We start from the raw sequence: 17,107 nt of genomic DNA on the forward strand, positions 1-17,107 counted from the left end.
AACCACGCACGGCAACGTCATGGCACTACCGTGGCATCCCAGCATGACCTTCAGCGTCACCGGCGAATCGCCTTCCGCCCACACCAGCCCGTGGACACCGCGTGTTGCCACGCAACTCGCCGTCCTCGCAGCGGCGGCGTTCGTCTACGTCACCGCCGAGATGCTCCCGGTCGGTGCCCTGCCGGCGATCGCAGCCGACCTCCGGGTCAGCGAAGGCCTGGTCGCCACCCTGATGGCCAGTTACGCCCTGGTCGCCGCGCTCACCACGGTGGCACTGGTCCGGCTCACCGCCCGCTGGCCACGTCGCCGGACCCTGGTCGCGACGCTGGTCTGCCTGACGGTCTCGCAGGTGATCTCCGCGCTGGCGCCGAACTTCGCCGTGCTCGCCGGCGGCCGGGTGCTGTGCGCGCTGGCCCATGGGCTGATGTGGTCGGTGATCGCCCCGATCGGCGCCCGGCTGGTGCCGGCCAGCCACGCCGGCCGGGCCACCGCGGCGGTCTACGTCGGCACCGGTCTGGCGTTGGTGGTGGGCAACCCGCTCAGCGCCGCGCTCAGCGAGCTGTGGGGCTGGCGGCTTGCGGTGGCTGTCATCGGCACGGCAGCCGCGCTGGTGGCGCTGGCGGCGTGGATGCTGCTCCCGCCGTTGCCGACGGTGGCAGCCACGGCCGGCGCCGCGGTCGCACCGCGGGACCACCGGCGCAACCGCCGGCTGCTCACGCTGTCCGGGCTGACCCTGATCGGGGTCACCGGGCATTTCCTGGCCTACACGTTCATCGTGGTGATCATCCGCGACGTGGTCGGCGTCCATGGACCACACCTGGCCTGGCTGCTCGCCGGCTTCGGCCTGGCAGGCCTGGCCGCGATGGCCGCGATGGCCCGGCCCCTGGACCTGTGGCCCAAGGCCTCGGTGCTCGGGTGCCTCGGCGCGCTGGCCGCCGCGCTGCTGACCCTGGCGGCCCTGGCCATCGTGGGCCTGCCGGAGGCGTGGGTGGTGGCTGTTGGCGTGGTTGCGGTGGTGCTCTGGGGTGCGGCGTCCACGGCGCTTCCGCCGATGCTGCAGGCTTCGGCGATGCGGACCGCCCCGGACGATCCGGACGGAGCTTCCGGTCGGTACGTGGCGGCGTTCCAGGTGGGCATCATGGGCGGCGCCTTGATCGGCGGTGCGATCTACGATCATGGCGGCCCAGCCGTCACCGTCGGTGCCGCGGCGGCGCTGATCGTGGTCGCGATGTGCGGCGTCGCGCTGTCTCGCGGCGTATTCACGGTTTCCTGCGGGGGCAGCGACAAGTAACACCCCGGCGCCCGCAACCGATAAACATCGCAGTTCAGCGCCCATGGAGTCGGGTGCTGACCAAGAATGCCGGCTCCTGGCGGCAGTAGCTGGTCATTGCCTTATGCGACACTGGAGCGAGTTGTGCTGTCTGGAGGTTACACATGCCGAAATCGGCAACACGTCGTCTGATCACCGCTTTCATGGCCGCCGGCGTCGTCGGCGGGCTGGTGTTCAGCCCATCCGCATCCGCAGATCCCGAGGCACCGCCGGCGCCCGTCGACCCGGCGGTGCCGGGCCCCCCGCCGGGCGCCTACATCCCGCCGCTGCCGGCCGACCCGGCGGCTCCGGCCGCCGCCGTGCCGGGCGCACCCACGGCTCCCGCGCCGATCATCAACTACGGCTCCCCGACCATCCCGTTCACCGACGGTGACGCGCCCGGGCAGAGTTCCGTTCCGTTCACCGGCGAGGCACCGTTCCTGCCGCCGTCGTTCAACCCGGTCAACGGGTCGATGGTGGGTGTGGCCAAGCCCATCTACATCAACTTCCAGCGGCCGATCGCCGACCGGCAGATGGCCCAGGACGCCATCCGCATCACGTCGAACCCGCCGGTCGCGGGCCGGTTCTACTGGGTGACCGACACCCAGCTGCGGTGGCGTCCCCAGGATTTCTGGCCGTCCAACACCGTGGTGAACATCGACGCGGCCGGCACCAAGTCGAGTTTCCGGGTGGGCGACTACCTGGTGGCCACGATCGACGACAAGACCAAGAAGATGGAAGTCATGCGCAACGGGAAGCTGGAGAAGACCTTCCCGGTGTCGATGGGCAAGCCCGACGGCAAGCATGAGACCAAGAACGGCACCTACTACGTGCTGGAGAAGTTCCCCGACATCGTCATGGATTCCTCCACCTACGGGGTCCCGGTGGACTCCAAGGAGGGCTACAAGCTCAAGGTGAAGGATGCGGTCCGGATCGACAACAGCGGCGTCTTCGTGCACAGCGCGCCGTGGTCGGTGGCGGCACAGGGCAACAGCAATGTGAGCCACGGCTGCATCAACCTCAGCCCGGAGAACGCCAAGTGGTTCTACGACAACTTCGGCAGTGGTGATCCGGTGGTGATCAAGAACACCGGCGGCGGTTGGTACAACACCCCAGACGGTGCGTCCGACTGGCAGATGTTCTAGAGCCAAGCGATACGACAAAACCCCTGCCCGCTGGGCAGGGGTTTTGTCGTATGCGCGTCAGTTCCAGATGTGCACGCGCTGACCCGGCTCCAGGTACAGCTCGTCGGAATCGCCCACCTCGAAGGCCTCGTAGAAGGAGTCGATGTTGCGGATGACGCCGTTGCAGCGGAACTCCGGCGGTGAGTGCGGATCCACTGCCAGCCGCCGGATCGCCTCGGCGTCACGGGATTTGGTGCGCCACACCTGGGCCCAGCCGAAGTAGACGCGCTGCACCCCGGTCAGCCCGTCGATCACCGGGGCCTCCTGCCCCTTCAGCGACAGCTCGTAGGCCAGCAGCGCGATGGACAGCCCGCCGAGGTCACCGATGTTCTCGCCGACCGTGAAGGCGCCGTTCACATGGTGGGAGCCGTCCAGCGCACGAGGGCTGAACTTCTCGTACTGGTCGATCAAAGCCTTTGTCCGGACCTCGAATTCGGCACGGTCGGCGTCGGTCCACCAGTCCACGAGATTGCCGTCGCCGTCGTACTTGGCGCCCTGATCGTCGAAACCGTGGCCGATCTCGTGCCCGATCACCGCACCGATGCCGCCGTAGTTGGCGGCGTCGTCCGCCTCGGCGTCGAAGAACGGCGGCTGCAGAATGGCTGCGGGAAAGACGATTTCGTTCATCCCCGGGTTGTAGTAAGCGTTGACGGTCTGCGGCGTCATGAACCATTCGTCGCGGTCCACCGGACCGCCCAGCTTGGCCAGTTCGCGGTCGGTGTTCACCACATGGCCGCGCAGGTAGTTGCCGTAGAGGTCGTCGCGTTCGACCACCAGCGCCGAGTAGTCCCGCCAGCGGGCCGGATAACCGATCTTCGGGGTGAACTTGTCCAACTTGACCAGCGCCTTGGCCCTGGTCTCCGGCGTCATCCAGTCCAGCTTGTTGATGCTGACGCGGTAGGCCTCGCGCAGGTTGGCCACCAGTTCGTCCATCCGGGCCTTGGCCTCCGGCGGGAAGTGCCGCTGCACGTACAGCTTGCCCAGCGCGTCGCCCATCAGACCCTCGACCAGCGAAACGCCCCGCTTCCAGCGGTCGCGATTCTGCTCGGTGCCGCTGAGCGTGCGGCCGTAGAAGTCGAAGTTCTCGGCCACCAGCTCGTCGGTCAGCACCCCGGCGCGCGAGTGGATGACGCGCCAGCGGGCCCAGGCCTTCCAGTCCTCCAGGTCTGCACCGGCCCACAGTGCGGCGAAGGCGGTGACGTAATCGGGTTGGCGCAGCACCAGCTCGGCGGCCTTCTCCGGGGTGCTTCCGAGCGCGCCCAGCCAGCCCGACCAATCGAACCCCGGGGCGTCGGTGCCCAGATCGGCGAACCGGCGCAGGTTGTAGGTCAGGTCCGCGTCGCGGCGCTTGACCACATCCCAGTGCGCGGCGGCCAGCTTGGATTCCAGGGCCACGATGCGCGCGGCGGTGTCGCTGTGATCGCCGCCGGCGTCTCCGTAGACCAGCGTGAACATCCGCGCGATATGGCCCGGATAGGCGGCCAGGATCTCGGCGTGCTGCTCGTCGCGGTAGTACGACTCGTCGGGCAGCCCGATGCCGGACTGGCTCATGTGCAGCAGGTAGCGGGTCGAGTCCTTGGAATCGGTGTCGACGTACACGCCGGCGCCGCCGGACACCCCGGTGCGCTCCAACCCGCCCAGCACCGCGGCCAGTGCATCGCTGTCTGCGGCCCCGTCGATCAGGGCGAGCTCGGCCAGCAGCGGGGCCAGACCGCGGGTGGCGATGGTCTGCTCGTCCATGAAGCTGGCGTACAGATCGCCGATGCGCTGCTCGTCGGTGCCTTTTTCGACGGCCGACGCCGCAGCCTTTTCACTGGCCTCGGTGATGATGTCCCGGATCTGTTCCTCGGCCCGGTCATGCAGCAGCCGGAAGGCACCGTCGGTGGCCCGGTCGGCCGGAATCTCGTAGTCCGTCAGCCAACGGCCGTTGACATGGCCGAACAGATCGTCTTGCGGGCGGGCCTGCGGGTCGACATGGCTCAGGTCGATACCCGACTTGATCGCTTCTACCGTCACCCCGACATTCTTCCAGAAGGCCGCGGGTGCGCTGGGCGGGTTTCGCGGCCGGTACCCTCACGGCCATGCCCGAGGCGCCCAGCAAGGACAGCACAGCCGACCATCCCAGCGGCGTCATCACCGGCTTCGGCTTCGGATCGGCGGTGGCAGGCCTGATTGCGGTGGTCGCGGTCGTCCTGGCCGCGATGGTGTGGTCCAAGCACCGGGACGAGGCCGGCGAACGTGCGTACCAGACGCGGGTGCTCAGCACCGCCGCCGACTGGACCAACGTGTTGATCAACATCAACTCCCAGAGCGTCGACGCCGGCATGCAGAAGCTGCGCGAGGGCACTGTCGGGCAGCTCAACGCGGACTTCGACGCCGCCGTGCAGCCCTACCGCGAGTTGGTGCAGCGGTTGAAGGCGCGTACCACCGGGCGGATCGACTCGGTCGCCATCGAATCGCTCTACCATCCGCCACCGGGCCCGGACGGCCGGCCGGTCCCGGCTCCGAAGAAGGAACTGGCCGGGATGGTCTCGCGCACCGACACCGTGCTGGTGGTGGCCACGTCGGTCAGCGAGAACGCCGGCACCGACAAACCTCAGACCGTGCGCTGGAACCTGCGCCTGGACGTCTCCGACGTCGACGGCACCCTGATGATCTCGCGGCTGGAGCCGATCCGATGAGGAACCGGTTGCGCGTGGCGGCCTTCGACATCGCCGCCCCACTGGCGGCGATCGCCGCGCTTGTCTACCTCGGCATCGCGCTGGGCTGGCCGCTGTGGTGGGTCTCGCTGTGCTCGGTCCTGTGTCTGCTGATCGTGCAGGGCGTCGTCGTCAACGTCGTGCTGGCCCGCCGTGACGGCGTGACGCTGGGCACCGACGACGACGCGCCGGGGCTGCGGCTGGCGGTGGCCGGTGTGGCCGCCGCCGCGCTGGTGGCCGCGGTGACGGTGGGATACCTGCGCTGGACCGTGCCCGACCGCACCTTCAACAACGACCGCGAGGAAGTGGTGCGCATCGCCAGCAGCGTCTCGGAGGCTACCGCTACCTTCAGTCCGCAGAGTCCGACGGCCTCCATCGACCGCGCCACCGCGATGATGACACCGGAACGCGCCGAGCAGTTCAAGAACGAATTCTCCGCGGTGGCAAAGGAATTGACCAGCAAGAGCGTGTCTGCCACCGCCGCCACGATCTCGGCCGGGGTGGAGGCGCTGGGACCGCAGGTGGCCAGCGTCGCGGTGGTGATGCGCGGAACCCAGAGTGCCCCGGGCAAACCCACCGACAACGCGGTGCTGGCGCTGCGGGTTGCCTTGAGCAAGACCGACGGCCGCTGGCTCGTCGACAATGTGACCCCGTTGCACTCGCGCTAGGGGTCGGCCCCGACCGGATCGAGCCCGGAAAAACTACTTCCCGGAGCGCTGCGCGGCGAGCTTGGCGAACCGGTCCGACAGCCGCTGCATGCGCAGCAACAGCGAGGCCGGCGGGCTGGTGGTGCCCTCCAGATAGTCGGCGAAGTTCTCGTTGGACACCCCGACGCGGGACGCGAATTCGGGTGCCTGCAGTTCGGATCGGCGCAGCATGGACTGGATCTGGCGGGCCACCTCGGCGCGCTCGGTGGCCTCCAGGTGTTCGCGGGTGCGCACCAGGACCTCCGAGAGTGCCTTGGACACCCCGTACGGGCGCGCGGTCTGCAGCACCTCTTCGACCTGTCGGGCGGTGCGGCCGTAGGGATCACGTTTGATAGCGGCGACGATGCGCTGCCACACCGCCATGTCGTCGGCTTCCAGCGCAGCGCGGATCGCGGCGGTCGGCCAGTACTCGACCGGCCGGTCGTCGAAGGCGGGCTGCCGCTGCGGCGGCGCGGCCTGCCCCTGACGGGGTTGGCGCGGCGGCGCCTGCTGCGAGCGCGGTACCGGTGTGCGCGGTACCGGTGTCTGTGGTGTCTGCGTGCGCTGTCCCTTTGTGCTCGGTGCCGGAGTCCTTTGCTCCTGTGTCCGTTGTACCTGGACAGCCTGCTTCTGGGGGCGTTGTGCCGAAGTCTGTTCCGCAGAAGGGCGGGGTGCAGAACCGCGGGCCGCAGACGAGCGCGGTGCCGAGGGGCGGGCCGGAGCGGTGCGGGGCGTCGAGGTCCGTTGCGCCGCGGCGCGGGGCGCCGAAGTGCGTTGCGCCGACGTGCGCTGAGCCTGGGGTCCCTGGGCGCGTTGTCCGGCGGGTCGGCGGGCCGAGGACGGGCTCGGCTGAGCCTCCTCGCGTCGCGGAATCCGCGCGTCCCTCGATCCCCGGACATCGGGGGCCAACGTCACTTCGCCTCCTCCAGCATTGCTACCGCAACCGACAGGCAGCGCTGCCTGACTTTTTCCCATTCGGCAGCCGCATCCGGGTCCGACAGCGCGAAATCGTGCTCATCGGACGGTTGCGGGTCGGCCAGCCGGCGCACCAGCTGGGTGGCGACCCATCTGCTCTTCGGGTTCTGCCCACAGTAATACCGGTCCATGCCCGACAACACCAGAGCTGCGGTCTCGGTTTCCATCGATTCGACGAGATCAGCAAACTCTTCAAAGTCTTTGGCGCTGTTGCGGCACATGATCAGATAACTTTTCAGCCGCAGGGTTTCGGCACCGGTCGGGATCTGCAGCCGGTCGCCGGTGGGCAGCTGCACGTTGGTGGTCTCCACCGGGCCGAGCCGTTCCACCGGTGCGTTGGGTGCGTCGGCCTCGGTCTCCAACGCATCCAGGGCCACCGAGAGCCGGCCGCGCCACATGGTCACCGGGTGCACCCCGGCGCACCGCTTGGGGCCGCCGGGCCGCCGCGCGGCCAACCGGGTGGAGGCTTTGCTACACCCGCTGAACGCCAACGGGTCGGTGACGATGATCGTCTGTGGGGCAAGGTTTTTCATCCGTGCGGCGGAGCGCACCATGGTGCGCAGGTCCGATCCGGTCGGGCCTTGCGCGGAGATGTCTTCGGGAATGATGACCAGGTCGGTGACCTGGACCTTGGGCAGCGGCTTCTCGAAATCCACCTCGGGCAGCAGCCGGTCCAGCCAGTGCGGCAGCCACCAGTTCCACTCGTCGAACATGGCCATCAGGGCCGGCACCAGGATCAGCCGGACCACGGTCGCGTCGACGGCGATGGCCACCGCGCAGGCCACCCCGAGCTGGGCCACCAGCGGCATGCCGGCAAAGGCGAAGCCGATGAACACCGCGATCATGATCAGGGCGGCGCTGGTGATGGTGCGGGCGCTGGTGCTCACCCCGTAGGCGACGGCGTCACGGGTGTTGTTGGTCTGCAGGAAGCGTTCCCGGATCCGGGTGAGCAGAAAGATCTCGTAGTCCATCGACAGGCCGAACGTCATCGCCAGGACCAACGGCGGGATGGTGCTGTCGAGTGAGCTGAGCTTCTGGAACCCCAGCTCCTCGAACCAGCCCCACTGGAACACCACGACGAGGCTGCCGTAGGCCGCGGCCACCGACAGCACGGTCATCAGAACGCCCTTGAGCGCCAGGACCACCGACCGGATCGACACCAGCAGCATCAGGAAGGCGATCAGCGCGACGAACAGGAAAACGAACGGCTGGGTACTCGATACCCGGTCGTCGAAATCCTTGATCAGCGCGGTCGGACCGCCCACGTCGATGAGGGCGTTCGATCCGGCGGCCGGGGGCAGCTTCTCGCGCATCCAATCGACGGCTTCGCGGGCAGCCAGATCTTCGGGGTCCACCGACAGCACCGCCGACAGCAGCGCGCTGGAGTTGTCGTCGGAGAACGCCGGCGGCTGCACCGTCACCACGTGCGGCGCCCTGGTCATCTCCTGACGCACCGCGTCGATGGTGGCGGTGGCCCCGGAAGACGATGCGTCGCCGGCTGCGTCTCCGGAGGGGAACGTCACCAGTACCCGCACCGGGCCCAGCGCCCCGGGACCCAGCGCGTCGGCGGCGGCGTTGACCCCGCCGCGGATTTCGTGGGTGGGGTCGAACTGGCGCTGCATGCTGTTGCCCAGCACCATGCCGAACGCCGGTGCGGCCAGGATGAGCAACAGCACGGCTGCGCCGGCGGCCGAGGCCCACGGCCGTCGCATCACCGCTCCGGTCCACCGGGTCCAGAACCGGGACTGGGTGGCCTCGGCGCGGCGGGACCAGTGCAGGTACGACGAGCGCTTGGCGGCGGCCTTGCCGAACGTGGCCAGCACCGCCGGGGTCAGTGTGGTGGAGGTCAGGACGGCCACCGCGACGGCCAGGATCGCGCCGGTGGCCATCGACACCAACACCGGGGTGTCGATGAGATAGATGCCGGTGACCGAGGCGATCACGGTGAGCCCGGACAGCGCCACCGCCAGGCCGGAGGTGGCCATCGCCGCGTCGACCGCGTCCGCCGGGTCACGGCCGGCGCGCAGTTCCTCGCGGAACCGCATCAGGATGAACAGCGAGTAGTCGATGGCCAGGGCGATGCCGAACATCGACACCGTGGAGGTGACGAACACGCTCATCTGCGTGTACATCGACAACAGGTAGACCAGCCCCATCGTCACCACGACGGTGCAGATGCCGAGCACCAGCGGCAGGGCCGCGGCGGCCAGCGAACCGAACACGGCCAGCAGCACCACCAGCACGATCGGCAGGTTCCACTTCTCGGCCGCGGCGATGTCGTGCTTGGTGGCCTGGGTGGCGGCCGCGCCCAGGGCGCCCTGCCCGATGACGTAGAACTTGACCTTGCCGTTCTCGCTCTCGCCGGGATCCTCGCCGTGGATCCCTACCTTCTGACGCAGTTGTTTGGCGACGTCGACCGCGCCGGTGTTGTTGAAGTCCAGCTGCAACGTGAGCACGTAGGGCCGGTCCGGCTGCGGCGCCGGCTGCTGCGGGTTCGGCACGATCTTGACGCTCGGTACCTCGCCGGCCACCTTCTCCAGCCACGCCACCGCCGCGTTCATGTCCTCGAACGAGGCGTCGGCGCGGGGCGAGGCGATCAGGGCAAGGGGGGACGCGCCCTGGTCTGGGAAATGTTCCTCGAGTTGCCGCTGGACGTGGAGCGACTGCGAACCTTCGACATCGAAACCGCCGCCGGTCAGGTTCGACGACTGGTTGATCGCGAGGTAGATCGAGGGCACCAGAAGCAACAACCACGTCGCGAAAACCGCCCAGCGGAATCTGCGCAGATAGCTGCTCAAGCGCATCATGAACTGCTGGATGCGAGGTCCCCGCTTTCTCCGTCCGCCATGGCCGGGAGTGTGCTCCCAGTGAGCGAGAGCGTACCCGCAACGGTGTGACGCGGCCCGCTGACTTCGGGTTTCTGAGATGCCTCTGAGATGTTCACAGCGACATCCACAGCCAACATCCGTACCGTTTCATCGGTGTCCGGCTAACGCCTCGGCCCGGCGCGACGACATAGCTGAGGAACGACCCCGGCCGGTGGATGGGCCGGGGCCCACGTCCTAAGGAGTTCTCCATGCAACCGACCGACGGTGCGTTGCGCCGCAACGCCGGATTACGGCGCGGTGGTTTTCGGGGCGGCCTGACGGTCGCCCTCGCGGTGACCGGAGCGGCCGGTGCGGCGGTGGCCGCACTGATGGTGCCGTCGGCCACGGCCGCCACCGATCCGTGCGCGGCCAGCGAGGTCGCCCGCACGGCGGGCGGAGTGGCCACCAACATCGGCAACTATCTGGACACCCACCCGCAGACCAACCAGGCGCTGACCGCGATCAGCCAGCAGCAGGGCGGGGCGCAATCGCTCGCGGCGCTCAAGACCTACTTCGATGCCAACCCGCAGGCCGCCAAGGACATCCAACGGCTGCAGCAGCCGCTGGCCACTCTGGGCTCCAGGTGCAAGCTGCCGATCAGCCTGCCGCAGTTGTTGGGCCTGGTGCAGGCCACACAGCAGGGTGGTGCCGGTTTGCCGGCCGGTCTGCCGTCGGCGCAGAACGTCGGGATCCCCGGTGCCGCGGCGCCGGCGGAGCGTGCGCCGGCCTCGGCGGTGAGTTCCGGTGCCGGCCCGCTGCCCGGGCCCGGCGCTGCCTCGACGCGCTGATCTCGCCAGTTTCGCGCCGTCGGTGGTGGCGCCGCTGAACTGCGGGTTCGTCGCTCGGCGTGACAGTTTGCGCACAAGGCAGGAAACTCGTGCCGGATTCTGCTTAGCTTTCTTGAGCCGCTAACCGTTTGGGGTTACGGCCGTCCCCATCCGATTGAAGGAGCGTGACCATGTTGCTCTCGGCCCGAAATGCGCGCCGCGTGGTAGCTGGTGTGGCCGGTGCCGGCGCGGTAGCCGGTGCGATGTTGTTCGGCGCCATCCCGTCGGCGCTGGCCGACCCGGCGGACAACCCGCCCAACTGCAGCGCCGCCGACCTGGCCGGTGTGGCCTCGGGTGTGTCGGCCTCCACGTCGGCCTACCTGTTCACGCACCCGGATGTGAACTACTTCTTCACCAGCCTGGAAGGCCTGCCCCGCGAAGAGGTCAAGACCAAGGTGCACGACTACCTGGAGGCGAATCCGCAGACGAAGGCCGAACTGACGGGCATCCGCCAGCCGTTGGTCGACCTGAAGAACCGCTGCGGCGCACCGGCTCCCGAAGTCCCGTAACCGCGTGCGGGTGGAAGTAACCCCCGCCGGCGGCGCAGAACCCTCCACGCCTGAGACCGTGAATCGCACGGTGCTGATGGTCGACGACGACCCGGATGTGCGGACTTCGGTTGCCCGCGGATTGCGGCATTCCGGGTTCGACGTCCGGGTCGCGGCGTCCGGCAAAGAGGCGCTGCGCCTGCTGTCGAGCGAGTCGCACGACGCGCTCGTCCTCGACGTCCAGATGCCCGAACTCGACGGCGTCGCCGTGGTCACCGCGCTGCGGGCGCTGGGTAACGACATTCCGATCTGTGTGCTCTCGGCGCGCGACACGGTCAACGACCGCATCGCGGGACTGGAGGCCGGCGCCGACGATTACCTCACCAAACCGTTCGACCTCGGCGAGCTGGTGGCCCGGCTGAATGCCCTGTTGCGCCGGACCGCTCACACCGAGCGACCGCCGGACACCATGACGGTCGGGCCGTTGACCATCGACACCGCCCGCCGCCTGGTGTTCGTCGCCGGCGACCGCGTCGATCTGACCAAGCGGGAGTTCGATCTGCTGGCCGTGCTCGCCGAGAACGCCGGTGTGGTGTTGTCCCGGCAGCGGCTGCTGGAACTGGTCTGGGGGTACGACTTCGACGTCGACACCAACGTGGCCGATGTGTTCATCTCGTACCTGCGGCGCAAGCTCGAGAAACCCGACGTGCCACGCGTCATCCATACTGTCCGTGGGATCGGATACGTGTTGCGAGAAGACGGGTGAGGGCGCCCTGATGGGCTCGGTGAGGGACAAGCGATAGGTGCGGTTCTTCGGGTTCGTCCGTTCGGCATCGTTGCGGACCAGGGTGGCGGTGGCCGCGGCACTGGCGGCCGCGGCGGTGGTCGCGGTGTTCACGATGCTGACCTCGGTGGTGTTGGCCAACAATGACTCTGCGCAGTTGGACCGCCGGCTCGATGCGATCGTCGACGCCAGCATGAACCCGGAGCACCTGGGCGATCCGCACCGCGGGGTGCTGACCACCGGCCGCTCGGGCGCCAGCGGACAGGTGGTGTTCCAGCGCGGTTTCCAGTTGCCCGAGCTTCCGCCGGGCACCGAGACCGTGGAGGTCAACGGGGTCGATTACCGAGTACGCACCATTCAGATGCACCAGCAGGGCGGGGTGCTGATGTCCATCGGAATCCGTGCCGACGGTATCTTGTTGAGCCCCAACAGGATTCCGTTGTACATCGGCATCGGGGTGGCCACCGTGCTGGTGGCCGGGGGACTGGGCTGGCTGCTGGCCGGGCCGGCCATCCGTCCGCTGCGCAAACTCACCGAACACACCTCGAAGCTGGACAGCGGCACCGAGACGATGCCGCAGGTGCGGGGGGTGCGCGAAGCCGAGGACCTGTCCGAGGCGATGGCCGGCATGCTCACCCGGCTGGCCGCCGCGCAGCGCGCCACCACGAATTCCCTTCAGGCGGCCCAGGATTTCGCTGCCAACGCCGCCCACGAACTGCGCACCCCGCTGACCGCGATGCGCGCCGATCTGGACACCCTGCGGATACACGACCTGCCCGAGGATGAACGCGAGGAAGTGGTTGCCGACCTGTCCCGGGCGCAACGCCGCGTCGAGGCCACCATCACCGCCCTGGGTCAACTGGCCTCGGGCCAACTGGCCCAGGAACAAGACCGTGAACTGATCGACATCACCGATCTGCTCGACCGGGTGGTGCGGGAGAACAGCCGCAGCGGCAACGTCCGGATCGAGGTGCAGGTCGCCGAGGATCTCGGGCCGGTGCTGGGCTGGCCCGGCGGGTTGCGCATCGCGGTGGACAACCTGGTACGCAACGCGATCATCCACGGTGAGGCGACCCGGGTCGTGTTGACCGCGCACCGCAGCGAGGGGTTTCTGACCATCGTCGTCGATGACGACGGGCGCGGACTACCGGCCGAGGAGCACGAGACCGTGCTGGGCCGGTTCCGCCGGGGCAGCACCGCGGTGGCCGGTGGTTCCGGGCTGGGTTTGGCGCTGGTGGCCCAGCAGGCCCGGTTGCACGGCGGCGAGATCAGGTTGTCCGATGGCCCGCTCGGTGGTCTGCGTGCCACATTGACGATAGCGATGTCGCCGACAGCGGATGCGGCTCAGGCGGACTGACGGCGCCGCAGCCCGGCGGCCACGGCGCGCCACCCCAGCAACAGCACCGCGGTGACCAGTGAAGCCACCACGATGAAGCTGACCGCAACCCCGGCCGAGGTCAGCTTGCGCAGCAGCATGCCGACCACCACGGTGCTGATCCACACCACGATTCCGGTGGGCGCCAACGACGTCGGCCGCTGCCAGCCGCGCGAGAGCGCCCAGCCCACCAGCGTCCCGGTCAGGAACGGCCACGCCGTCTCCGCCACGCCGGCCACCGTCAGGCCCTCGGCGTGGCTGCGTCGGCCGAGGGTGCAGAACACCACGACGCAGACCAGGTCGGTCAGCAGGGCGGCGGCGCTAGCTCGTCGCATAGGTCATCACATCCAATACCAGTGGGCTGACGTCGTGTTGGTCGCGCACGGCGAAGCCCGGTTGCCGCGCGGCCGGCTTGTTGTCGAAGAGGGCGTCGGCGGCAGCCAGCGAGGTGAGCCGGGAATCCAGCCGGAACGACCCAAAGGTAAATGGTAAACCATTGGACGCCAACGGATCCGGCCCGTCCATGACGTGGAAGTGCAGGTGCGGTGCGTCGGAGTTGCCAGAATTGCCCAGGGCGCCGATGACCTGCCCGGCGCTGAGGCTGTCGCCCGGCTTGACCTTGAGGCTGTTCGGTTGCAGATGAGCGTAGAAGGCGTAGTTGCCGTCGCCGATGTCCTGCACGATGTGGTTGCCGCCGTACTGCTGCAGGGTGAGGCCGCGCGGTGCGACACCGGGCACCTGCTCGTCCAGACCGTCGAGCACCGCCACCACCGGACCGTCGGCGACGGCGTGGACTTCGGAGCCGAAATATGGATAGCTCTCGACCTTGGCCCGGTCCCCGCTGAATATCCGGCCGCCGGCGCCGAGCTGCACGTAGTCGATCGCGAACCGCTCGGCCGCCCAGAGCTTTCCGTTGATCGGATTGAGCGCCATCCGGTGCGGTGTCATATCGCAGCAACCGTTGGCGTCTACCCAGTTGTCGCCGACCAGCGGCGGTGCGATGGACACCGGCTTGCGCGTCTGCACCGAGACCGGCGCCACCGACTCCGTCAGCTTCGGTCCGACCAGCGGCGGCATCGGCCGGGCCACCGTGATCCCCAGCTCATGGGTGAGCTCGGTGGGCACCTGCGACGGATCGTCGGCGACCACGTCCAGCCAGACGTAGGCGCTCTGACCGGCGCCCAGCACGTTGGTGCCGGCGGCGGTGTTGCCGACCGCCCTGGTCCAGTAGCGGAGGTTGTCGCCGGACAGGGTCAGCAGTTTGCGGTCACCGGTGGTGGCACTGAGCGAGTCGAGCGTGACGTTGCCCGGTGAGGTGTTCGTCAGCATCAGCTCATAGGCCAGATGGGTGCGTCCATCCGTGGCGGCCACCGGGATCGGTGCTGCCAGAACAGATCCCACCACCGGCGTGACCGCCGCCGGCGGAGTGCTGGTCGTGGTGGACTCAGACTCGGGGGCGGATTTCGACGAACATCCGGCCAGCGTCAGGACGAGCACAGCGATCAGGGTCCAGATGCGCATGGCGGTCTCCTAGTGCTCGGGTTTCGGAATATCGGTTGCCGGCTCGCCGGCGTCTTGTTGAATTGCCGGCTCGCCGGCCCCGCGTTGAATTGCCGGCTCGCCGACCCCTTGTTGGATTGCCGGCTCGCCGGCGTCGGGATCGATGTCCTTCTCAGTACGAAACATGAAAAAGAACACCACCCAGCCGATCGCCGAGATGAAGATCCAGCTGGACAGCCGGTAGATGAGCATGGCCGAGATGGCCGCCGCGAGCGTCATTCCCGAGGACACCAGCCCCGGAACCAGCACCGCCTCCACCACCAGCAGCCCGCCGGGCATCAACGGGATCGACCCGACTGCCCGCGCGGCCGCATAGGCCACCGTGACACCGGCCAGCGACGGGTGTCCGCCGGCGGCATAGCAGGCGAACGCCAGACACGCCACGTCGGCAACCCAGTTGAACATCGACCAGCTGAACGCCGTCGTCAGATCGCGGCGGCCCAGGCTGACCGATTCCAGCTGTTGCAGGATCTTGCGCCACTTCCCCAGCCCGGCATCGGAAGGCTTGCCGCGCAACGAATTCACCGACGACAGCACCCGGACCCCGATGCCGTCGATCAATTCCGGTTTGGTCGCCACCGCCTGGGCCAACACGATGATGGCCAGGAACGCGCCGAGCGAGAAGATCAGCGACAGGGGGTTCTTGCTCGCCCCGATCAACAGGGCCCCGCCGAGCCCGAGCAGCGCCAGACCGACGATCTGCAACACGCCCGACATCACCAGCTGCCAGGACGCCACCAGCGGTGAGGCACCCCAGATGCGTTGCTGCCGGTAGACGAACGTCGCCGAGAGCACCGGACCGCCGGGCATGGTCGTCGACAAGGCGTTACCGGCGTAGAAGGCGGCCTCCGAACGCCACTGCTTGACCGCCACCCCGGCCGAACGCAGCAGGGTCCGCTGGATCTGGGCGAAGCTGTGCATCGAGGCCAGCGCGGCGCCCACCGAGGCCAGCACCCACCAGCCGTTGGCGGTGAGCAGGCTCTGCCAGGCCTTGGCCAACTGGTCCCGGACCAGGACGATCTCGACGGCCAGCACGGTGACCGCGAGGGCGATGACCACCCAGCGCACCCACCAGTACCTACCGCGCGTCGATCCGGCCCGGCCCCGGCTCGTGTCGGCCAGCGCGTCCTGTGACACGCACTACAGGGTAGCCGCGCAGGTCGCATCGACATCACCGTTGCCGGCGGCGCGCCGGATTAGGCTACCGACATGTCACCGGATTCCGTTGCCGACGAGGCCGTCACGCCATTTGTCCGCAAGGTCGCGGCCTGGTCATGGCGTCTGCTGATCATCGGCACCACGATCGTGGCGTTGCTCTGGCTGGTCAAGCGTCTGGAAGTGATCGTGGTGCCAGTGGCGCTGGCCACCATGCTGGCGGCGTTGCTGCTACCTGCGGTCGATTTCCTGGACCGTCGCGGCGCGCCGCGCGGGGCCTCGGTGGCGCTGGTGTTGCTGTCCAGCATCGCGGTGGTGGGCGGCATCCTGAGCTTTGTCATCTCCCAATTCATCGAGGGCACACCGCAACTCGTCGAACAGGTGACACGAAGCATCGACGGGGTGCGCAACTGGCTGATCAGCGGGCCACTGCACTTGAGCCGTGAGCAGATCGACCAGGCGGGCAACACCGCGATCGAGGCGCTGCAGCGCAATCAGGAGAAGCTGACCTCGGGGGCACTGTCCACCGCGGGCACCCTCACCGAGCTGGTCACCGGGGCGTTACTGGTGCTGTTCACGTTGATCTTTCTGCTGCAGGGCGGCCGCAGCATCTTCACGTTCGTCACCACGATGTTTCCCGGTCACGTGCGTGAGCGGGTACGTGACGCCGGGCGCGCCGGATTCCACTCGCTGGGCGGTTACATGCGGGCGACGTTCCTGGTGGCCCTGGTCGACGCGGTCGGCATCGGTACCGGCCTGGCCATCATGGGTATCCCGCTGGCCCTTCCGCTGGCCTCGCTGGTGTTTCTCGGTGCGTTCATCCCACTGGTCGGTGCGGTCGTCGCCGGTTTTCTGGCGGTCGTGGTGGCGCTGTTGGCCAAGGGGTTCGTCTACGCCCTGATCACCCTCGGCTTGATCATCGCGGTGCAGCAACTGGAAGGCCACGTGCTGCAACCGCTGGTGATGGGGCGGGCGGTGTCGATTCACCCGCTGGCGGTCGTGTTGGCCATCGCCGGCGGTGGCGTGCTGGCCGGCATCGTGGGCGCGCTGCTGGCGGTGCCCACGGTGGCGTTCATCAACAGCGCGGCACGGGTCCTGCTGGCCGAGGACCCGGACGCCGAGGAAGCTCGGCAGGAGGCGGCGGACGAGGTGCTCATCCAAGCCCCCTCCGACGATCTGTCCGCCGAGGACGAGTGAC

General features: G+C 68.4%; 14 protein-coding genes and 1 pseudogene. 9 read left to right on the forward strand and 6 right to left on the reverse strand.

All coding sequences use genetic code 11. The features are described 5' to 3' along the window. Positions 1 to 43: 43 nt before the first annotated feature. Together FR943_RS00725 and FR943_RS00730 are read left to right on the forward strand one after the other, a co-directional pair. Entirely contained in the window at positions 44 to 1,291 is a 1,248-nt protein-coding gene (locus FR943_RS00725; RefSeq protein ID WP_217154413.1) for an MFS transporter, read from the forward strand. A 143-nt stretch (positions 1,292 to 1,434) separates the two neighbouring features. Further along, positions 1,435 to 2,454 carry a L,D-transpeptidase gene (locus FR943_RS00730; RefSeq protein WP_217154414.1) on the forward strand — a complete coding sequence of 340 codons (1,020 nt, stop codon included), beginning with the start codon at positions 1,435 to 1,437 and terminating at the stop codon, positions 2,452 to 2,454. A gap of 57 nt (positions 2,455 to 2,511) precedes the next feature. On the opposite strand, the gene FR943_RS00735 is transcribed toward FR943_RS00730, so the two are convergent. Continuing rightward, positions 2,512 to 4,509, reverse strand: a complete 1,998-nt coding sequence (locus FR943_RS00735; RefSeq protein WP_217154415.1) for a M13 family metallopeptidase — start codon at positions 4,507 to 4,509, stop codon at positions 2,512 to 2,514. A gap of 65 nt (positions 4,510 to 4,574) precedes the next feature. On the opposite strand from FR943_RS00735, the gene FR943_RS00740 reads away from it, so the two are divergent. Further along, positions 4,575 to 5,174: a hypothetical protein gene (locus FR943_RS00740; protein ID WP_217154416.1), complete on the forward strand. Its 600-nt coding sequence runs from the start codon at positions 4,575 to 4,577 to the stop codon at positions 5,172 to 5,174. After that, positions 5,171 to 5,860 (forward strand): hypothetical protein, encoded by a 690-nt coding sequence (locus tag FR943_RS00745; RefSeq protein WP_217154417.1) that lies wholly within the window; start codon positions 5,171 to 5,173, stop codon positions 5,858 to 5,860. The genes FR943_RS00740 and FR943_RS00745 overlap by 4 nt, the downstream gene beginning before the upstream one ends. Before the next feature lie 33 nt (positions 5,861 to 5,893). Here the strand turns inward: FR943_RS00745 and FR943_RS00750 are convergent. Together FR943_RS00750 and FR943_RS00755 are read right to left on the reverse strand one after the other, a co-directional pair. Further along, a pseudogene (locus tag FR943_RS00750) lies at positions 5,894 to 6,439 on the reverse strand (hypothetical protein); the annotation flags it as partial. 350 nt (positions 6,440 to 6,789) lie between these two features. Next, entirely contained in the window at positions 6,790 to 9,660 is a 2,871-nt protein-coding gene (locus FR943_RS00755; RefSeq protein WP_217154418.1) for an MMPL family transporter, read from the reverse strand. A 269-nt stretch (positions 9,661 to 9,929) separates the two neighbouring features. Between FR943_RS00755 and FR943_RS00760 the strand changes: the two genes are divergently transcribed. The 4 genes from FR943_RS00760 to FR943_RS00775 all read left to right on the forward strand — a co-directional run bounded on the left by FR943_RS00760 (position 9,930) and on the right by FR943_RS00775 (position 13,176). Then, positions 9,930 to 10,508, forward strand: a complete 579-nt coding sequence (locus FR943_RS00760; RefSeq protein WP_217154419.1) for a hemophore — start codon at positions 9,930 to 9,932, stop codon at positions 10,506 to 10,508. 170 nt (positions 10,509 to 10,678) lie between these two features. Continuing rightward, positions 10,679 to 11,056 carry a heme-binding protein gene (locus FR943_RS00765; RefSeq protein WP_217154420.1) on the forward strand — a complete coding sequence of 126 codons (378 nt, stop codon included), beginning with the start codon at positions 10,679 to 10,681 and terminating at the stop codon, positions 11,054 to 11,056. Between the two features lie 76 nt (positions 11,057 to 11,132). Further along, positions 11,133 to 11,801, forward strand: coding sequence for a response regulator transcription factor (locus FR943_RS00770; protein WP_217154727.1), 669 nt, complete (start codon positions 11,133 to 11,135; stop codon positions 11,799 to 11,801). 82 nt (positions 11,802 to 11,883) lie between these two features. Then, complete coding sequence (locus tag FR943_RS00775; RefSeq protein WP_217154728.1) at positions 11,884 to 13,176, forward strand: sensor histidine kinase; 1,293 nt, start codon at positions 11,884 to 11,886, stop codon at positions 13,174 to 13,176. Here FR943_RS00775 and FR943_RS00780 read toward each other — a convergent pair. From FR943_RS00780 to FR943_RS00790, 3 genes are read right to left on the reverse strand one after another with little or no spacing between them, the layout of a single operon-like run. After that, on the reverse strand, positions 13,164 to 13,529 hold the full coding sequence (locus FR943_RS00780; RefSeq protein ID WP_217154421.1) for a DUF3054 domain-containing protein: 366 nt from the start codon (positions 13,527 to 13,529) through the stop codon (positions 13,164 to 13,166). The two genes, FR943_RS00775 and FR943_RS00780, sit on opposite strands and share 13 nt — an antisense overlap. Then, positions 13,516 to 14,715 (reverse strand): M23 family metallopeptidase, encoded by a 1,200-nt coding sequence (locus tag FR943_RS00785; RefSeq protein WP_217154422.1) that lies wholly within the window; start codon positions 14,713 to 14,715, stop codon positions 13,516 to 13,518. Before FR943_RS00785 ends, FR943_RS00780 begins: the two co-directional genes overlap by 14 nt. A 9-nt stretch (positions 14,716 to 14,724) precedes the next feature. Then, positions 14,725 to 15,891: a lysylphosphatidylglycerol synthase transmembrane domain-containing protein gene (locus tag FR943_RS00790; protein ID WP_308170398.1), complete on the reverse strand. Its 1,167-nt coding sequence runs from the start codon at positions 15,889 to 15,891 to the stop codon at positions 14,725 to 14,727. A 72-nt stretch (positions 15,892 to 15,963) separates the two neighbouring features. On the opposite strand from FR943_RS00790, the gene FR943_RS00795 reads away from it, so the two are divergent. Continuing rightward, positions 15,964 to 17,106 (forward strand): AI-2E family transporter, encoded by a 1,143-nt coding sequence (locus FR943_RS00795; protein WP_217154423.1) that lies wholly within the window; start codon positions 15,964 to 15,966, stop codon positions 17,104 to 17,106. Position 17,107 lies beyond the last annotated feature (1 nt).

This window comes from [Mycobacterium] fortunisiensis, assembly GCF_019050325.1.
Classification (GTDB): Bacteria; Actinomycetota; Actinomycetes; order Mycobacteriales; family Mycobacteriaceae; genus Mycobacterium; species Mycobacterium fortunisiensis.

Coding starts and splice junctions, on each gene's coding strand:
- FR943_RS00725 (WP_217154413.1), top strand. CDS start 44: ATGACCTTCAGCGTCACCGGCGAATCGCCTTCCGCCCACACCAGCCCG.
- FR943_RS00730 (WP_217154414.1), top strand. CDS start 1,435: ATGCCGAAATCGGCAACACGTCGTCTGATCACCGCTTTCATGGCCGCC.
- FR943_RS00740 (WP_217154416.1), top strand. CDS start 4,575: ATGCCCGAGGCGCCCAGCAAGGACAGCACAGCCGACCATCCCAGCGGC.
- FR943_RS00745 (WP_217154417.1), top strand. CDS start 5,171: ATGAGGAACCGGTTGCGCGTGGCGGCCTTCGACATCGCCGCCCCACTG.
- FR943_RS00755 (WP_217154418.1), bottom strand. CDS start 9,660: ATGATGCGCTTGAGCAGCTATCTGCGCAGATTCCGCTGGGCGGTTTTC.
- FR943_RS00760 (WP_217154419.1), top strand. CDS start 9,930: ATGCAACCGACCGACGGTGCGTTGCGCCGCAACGCCGGATTACGGCGC.
- FR943_RS00765 (WP_217154420.1), top strand. CDS start 10,679: ATGTTGCTCTCGGCCCGAAATGCGCGCCGCGTGGTAGCTGGTGTGGCC.
- FR943_RS00770 (WP_217154727.1), top strand. CDS start 11,133: ATGGTCGACGACGACCCGGATGTGCGGACTTCGGTTGCCCGCGGATTG.
- FR943_RS00780 (WP_217154421.1), bottom strand. CDS start 13,529: ATGCGACGAGCTAGCGCCGCCGCCCTGCTGACCGACCTGGTCTGCGTC.
- FR943_RS00785 (WP_217154422.1), bottom strand. CDS start 14,715: ATGCGCATCTGGACCCTGATCGCTGTGCTCGTCCTGACGCTGGCCGGA.
- FR943_RS00795 (WP_217154423.1), top strand. CDS start 15,964: ATGTCACCGGATTCCGTTGCCGACGAGGCCGTCACGCCATTTGTCCGC.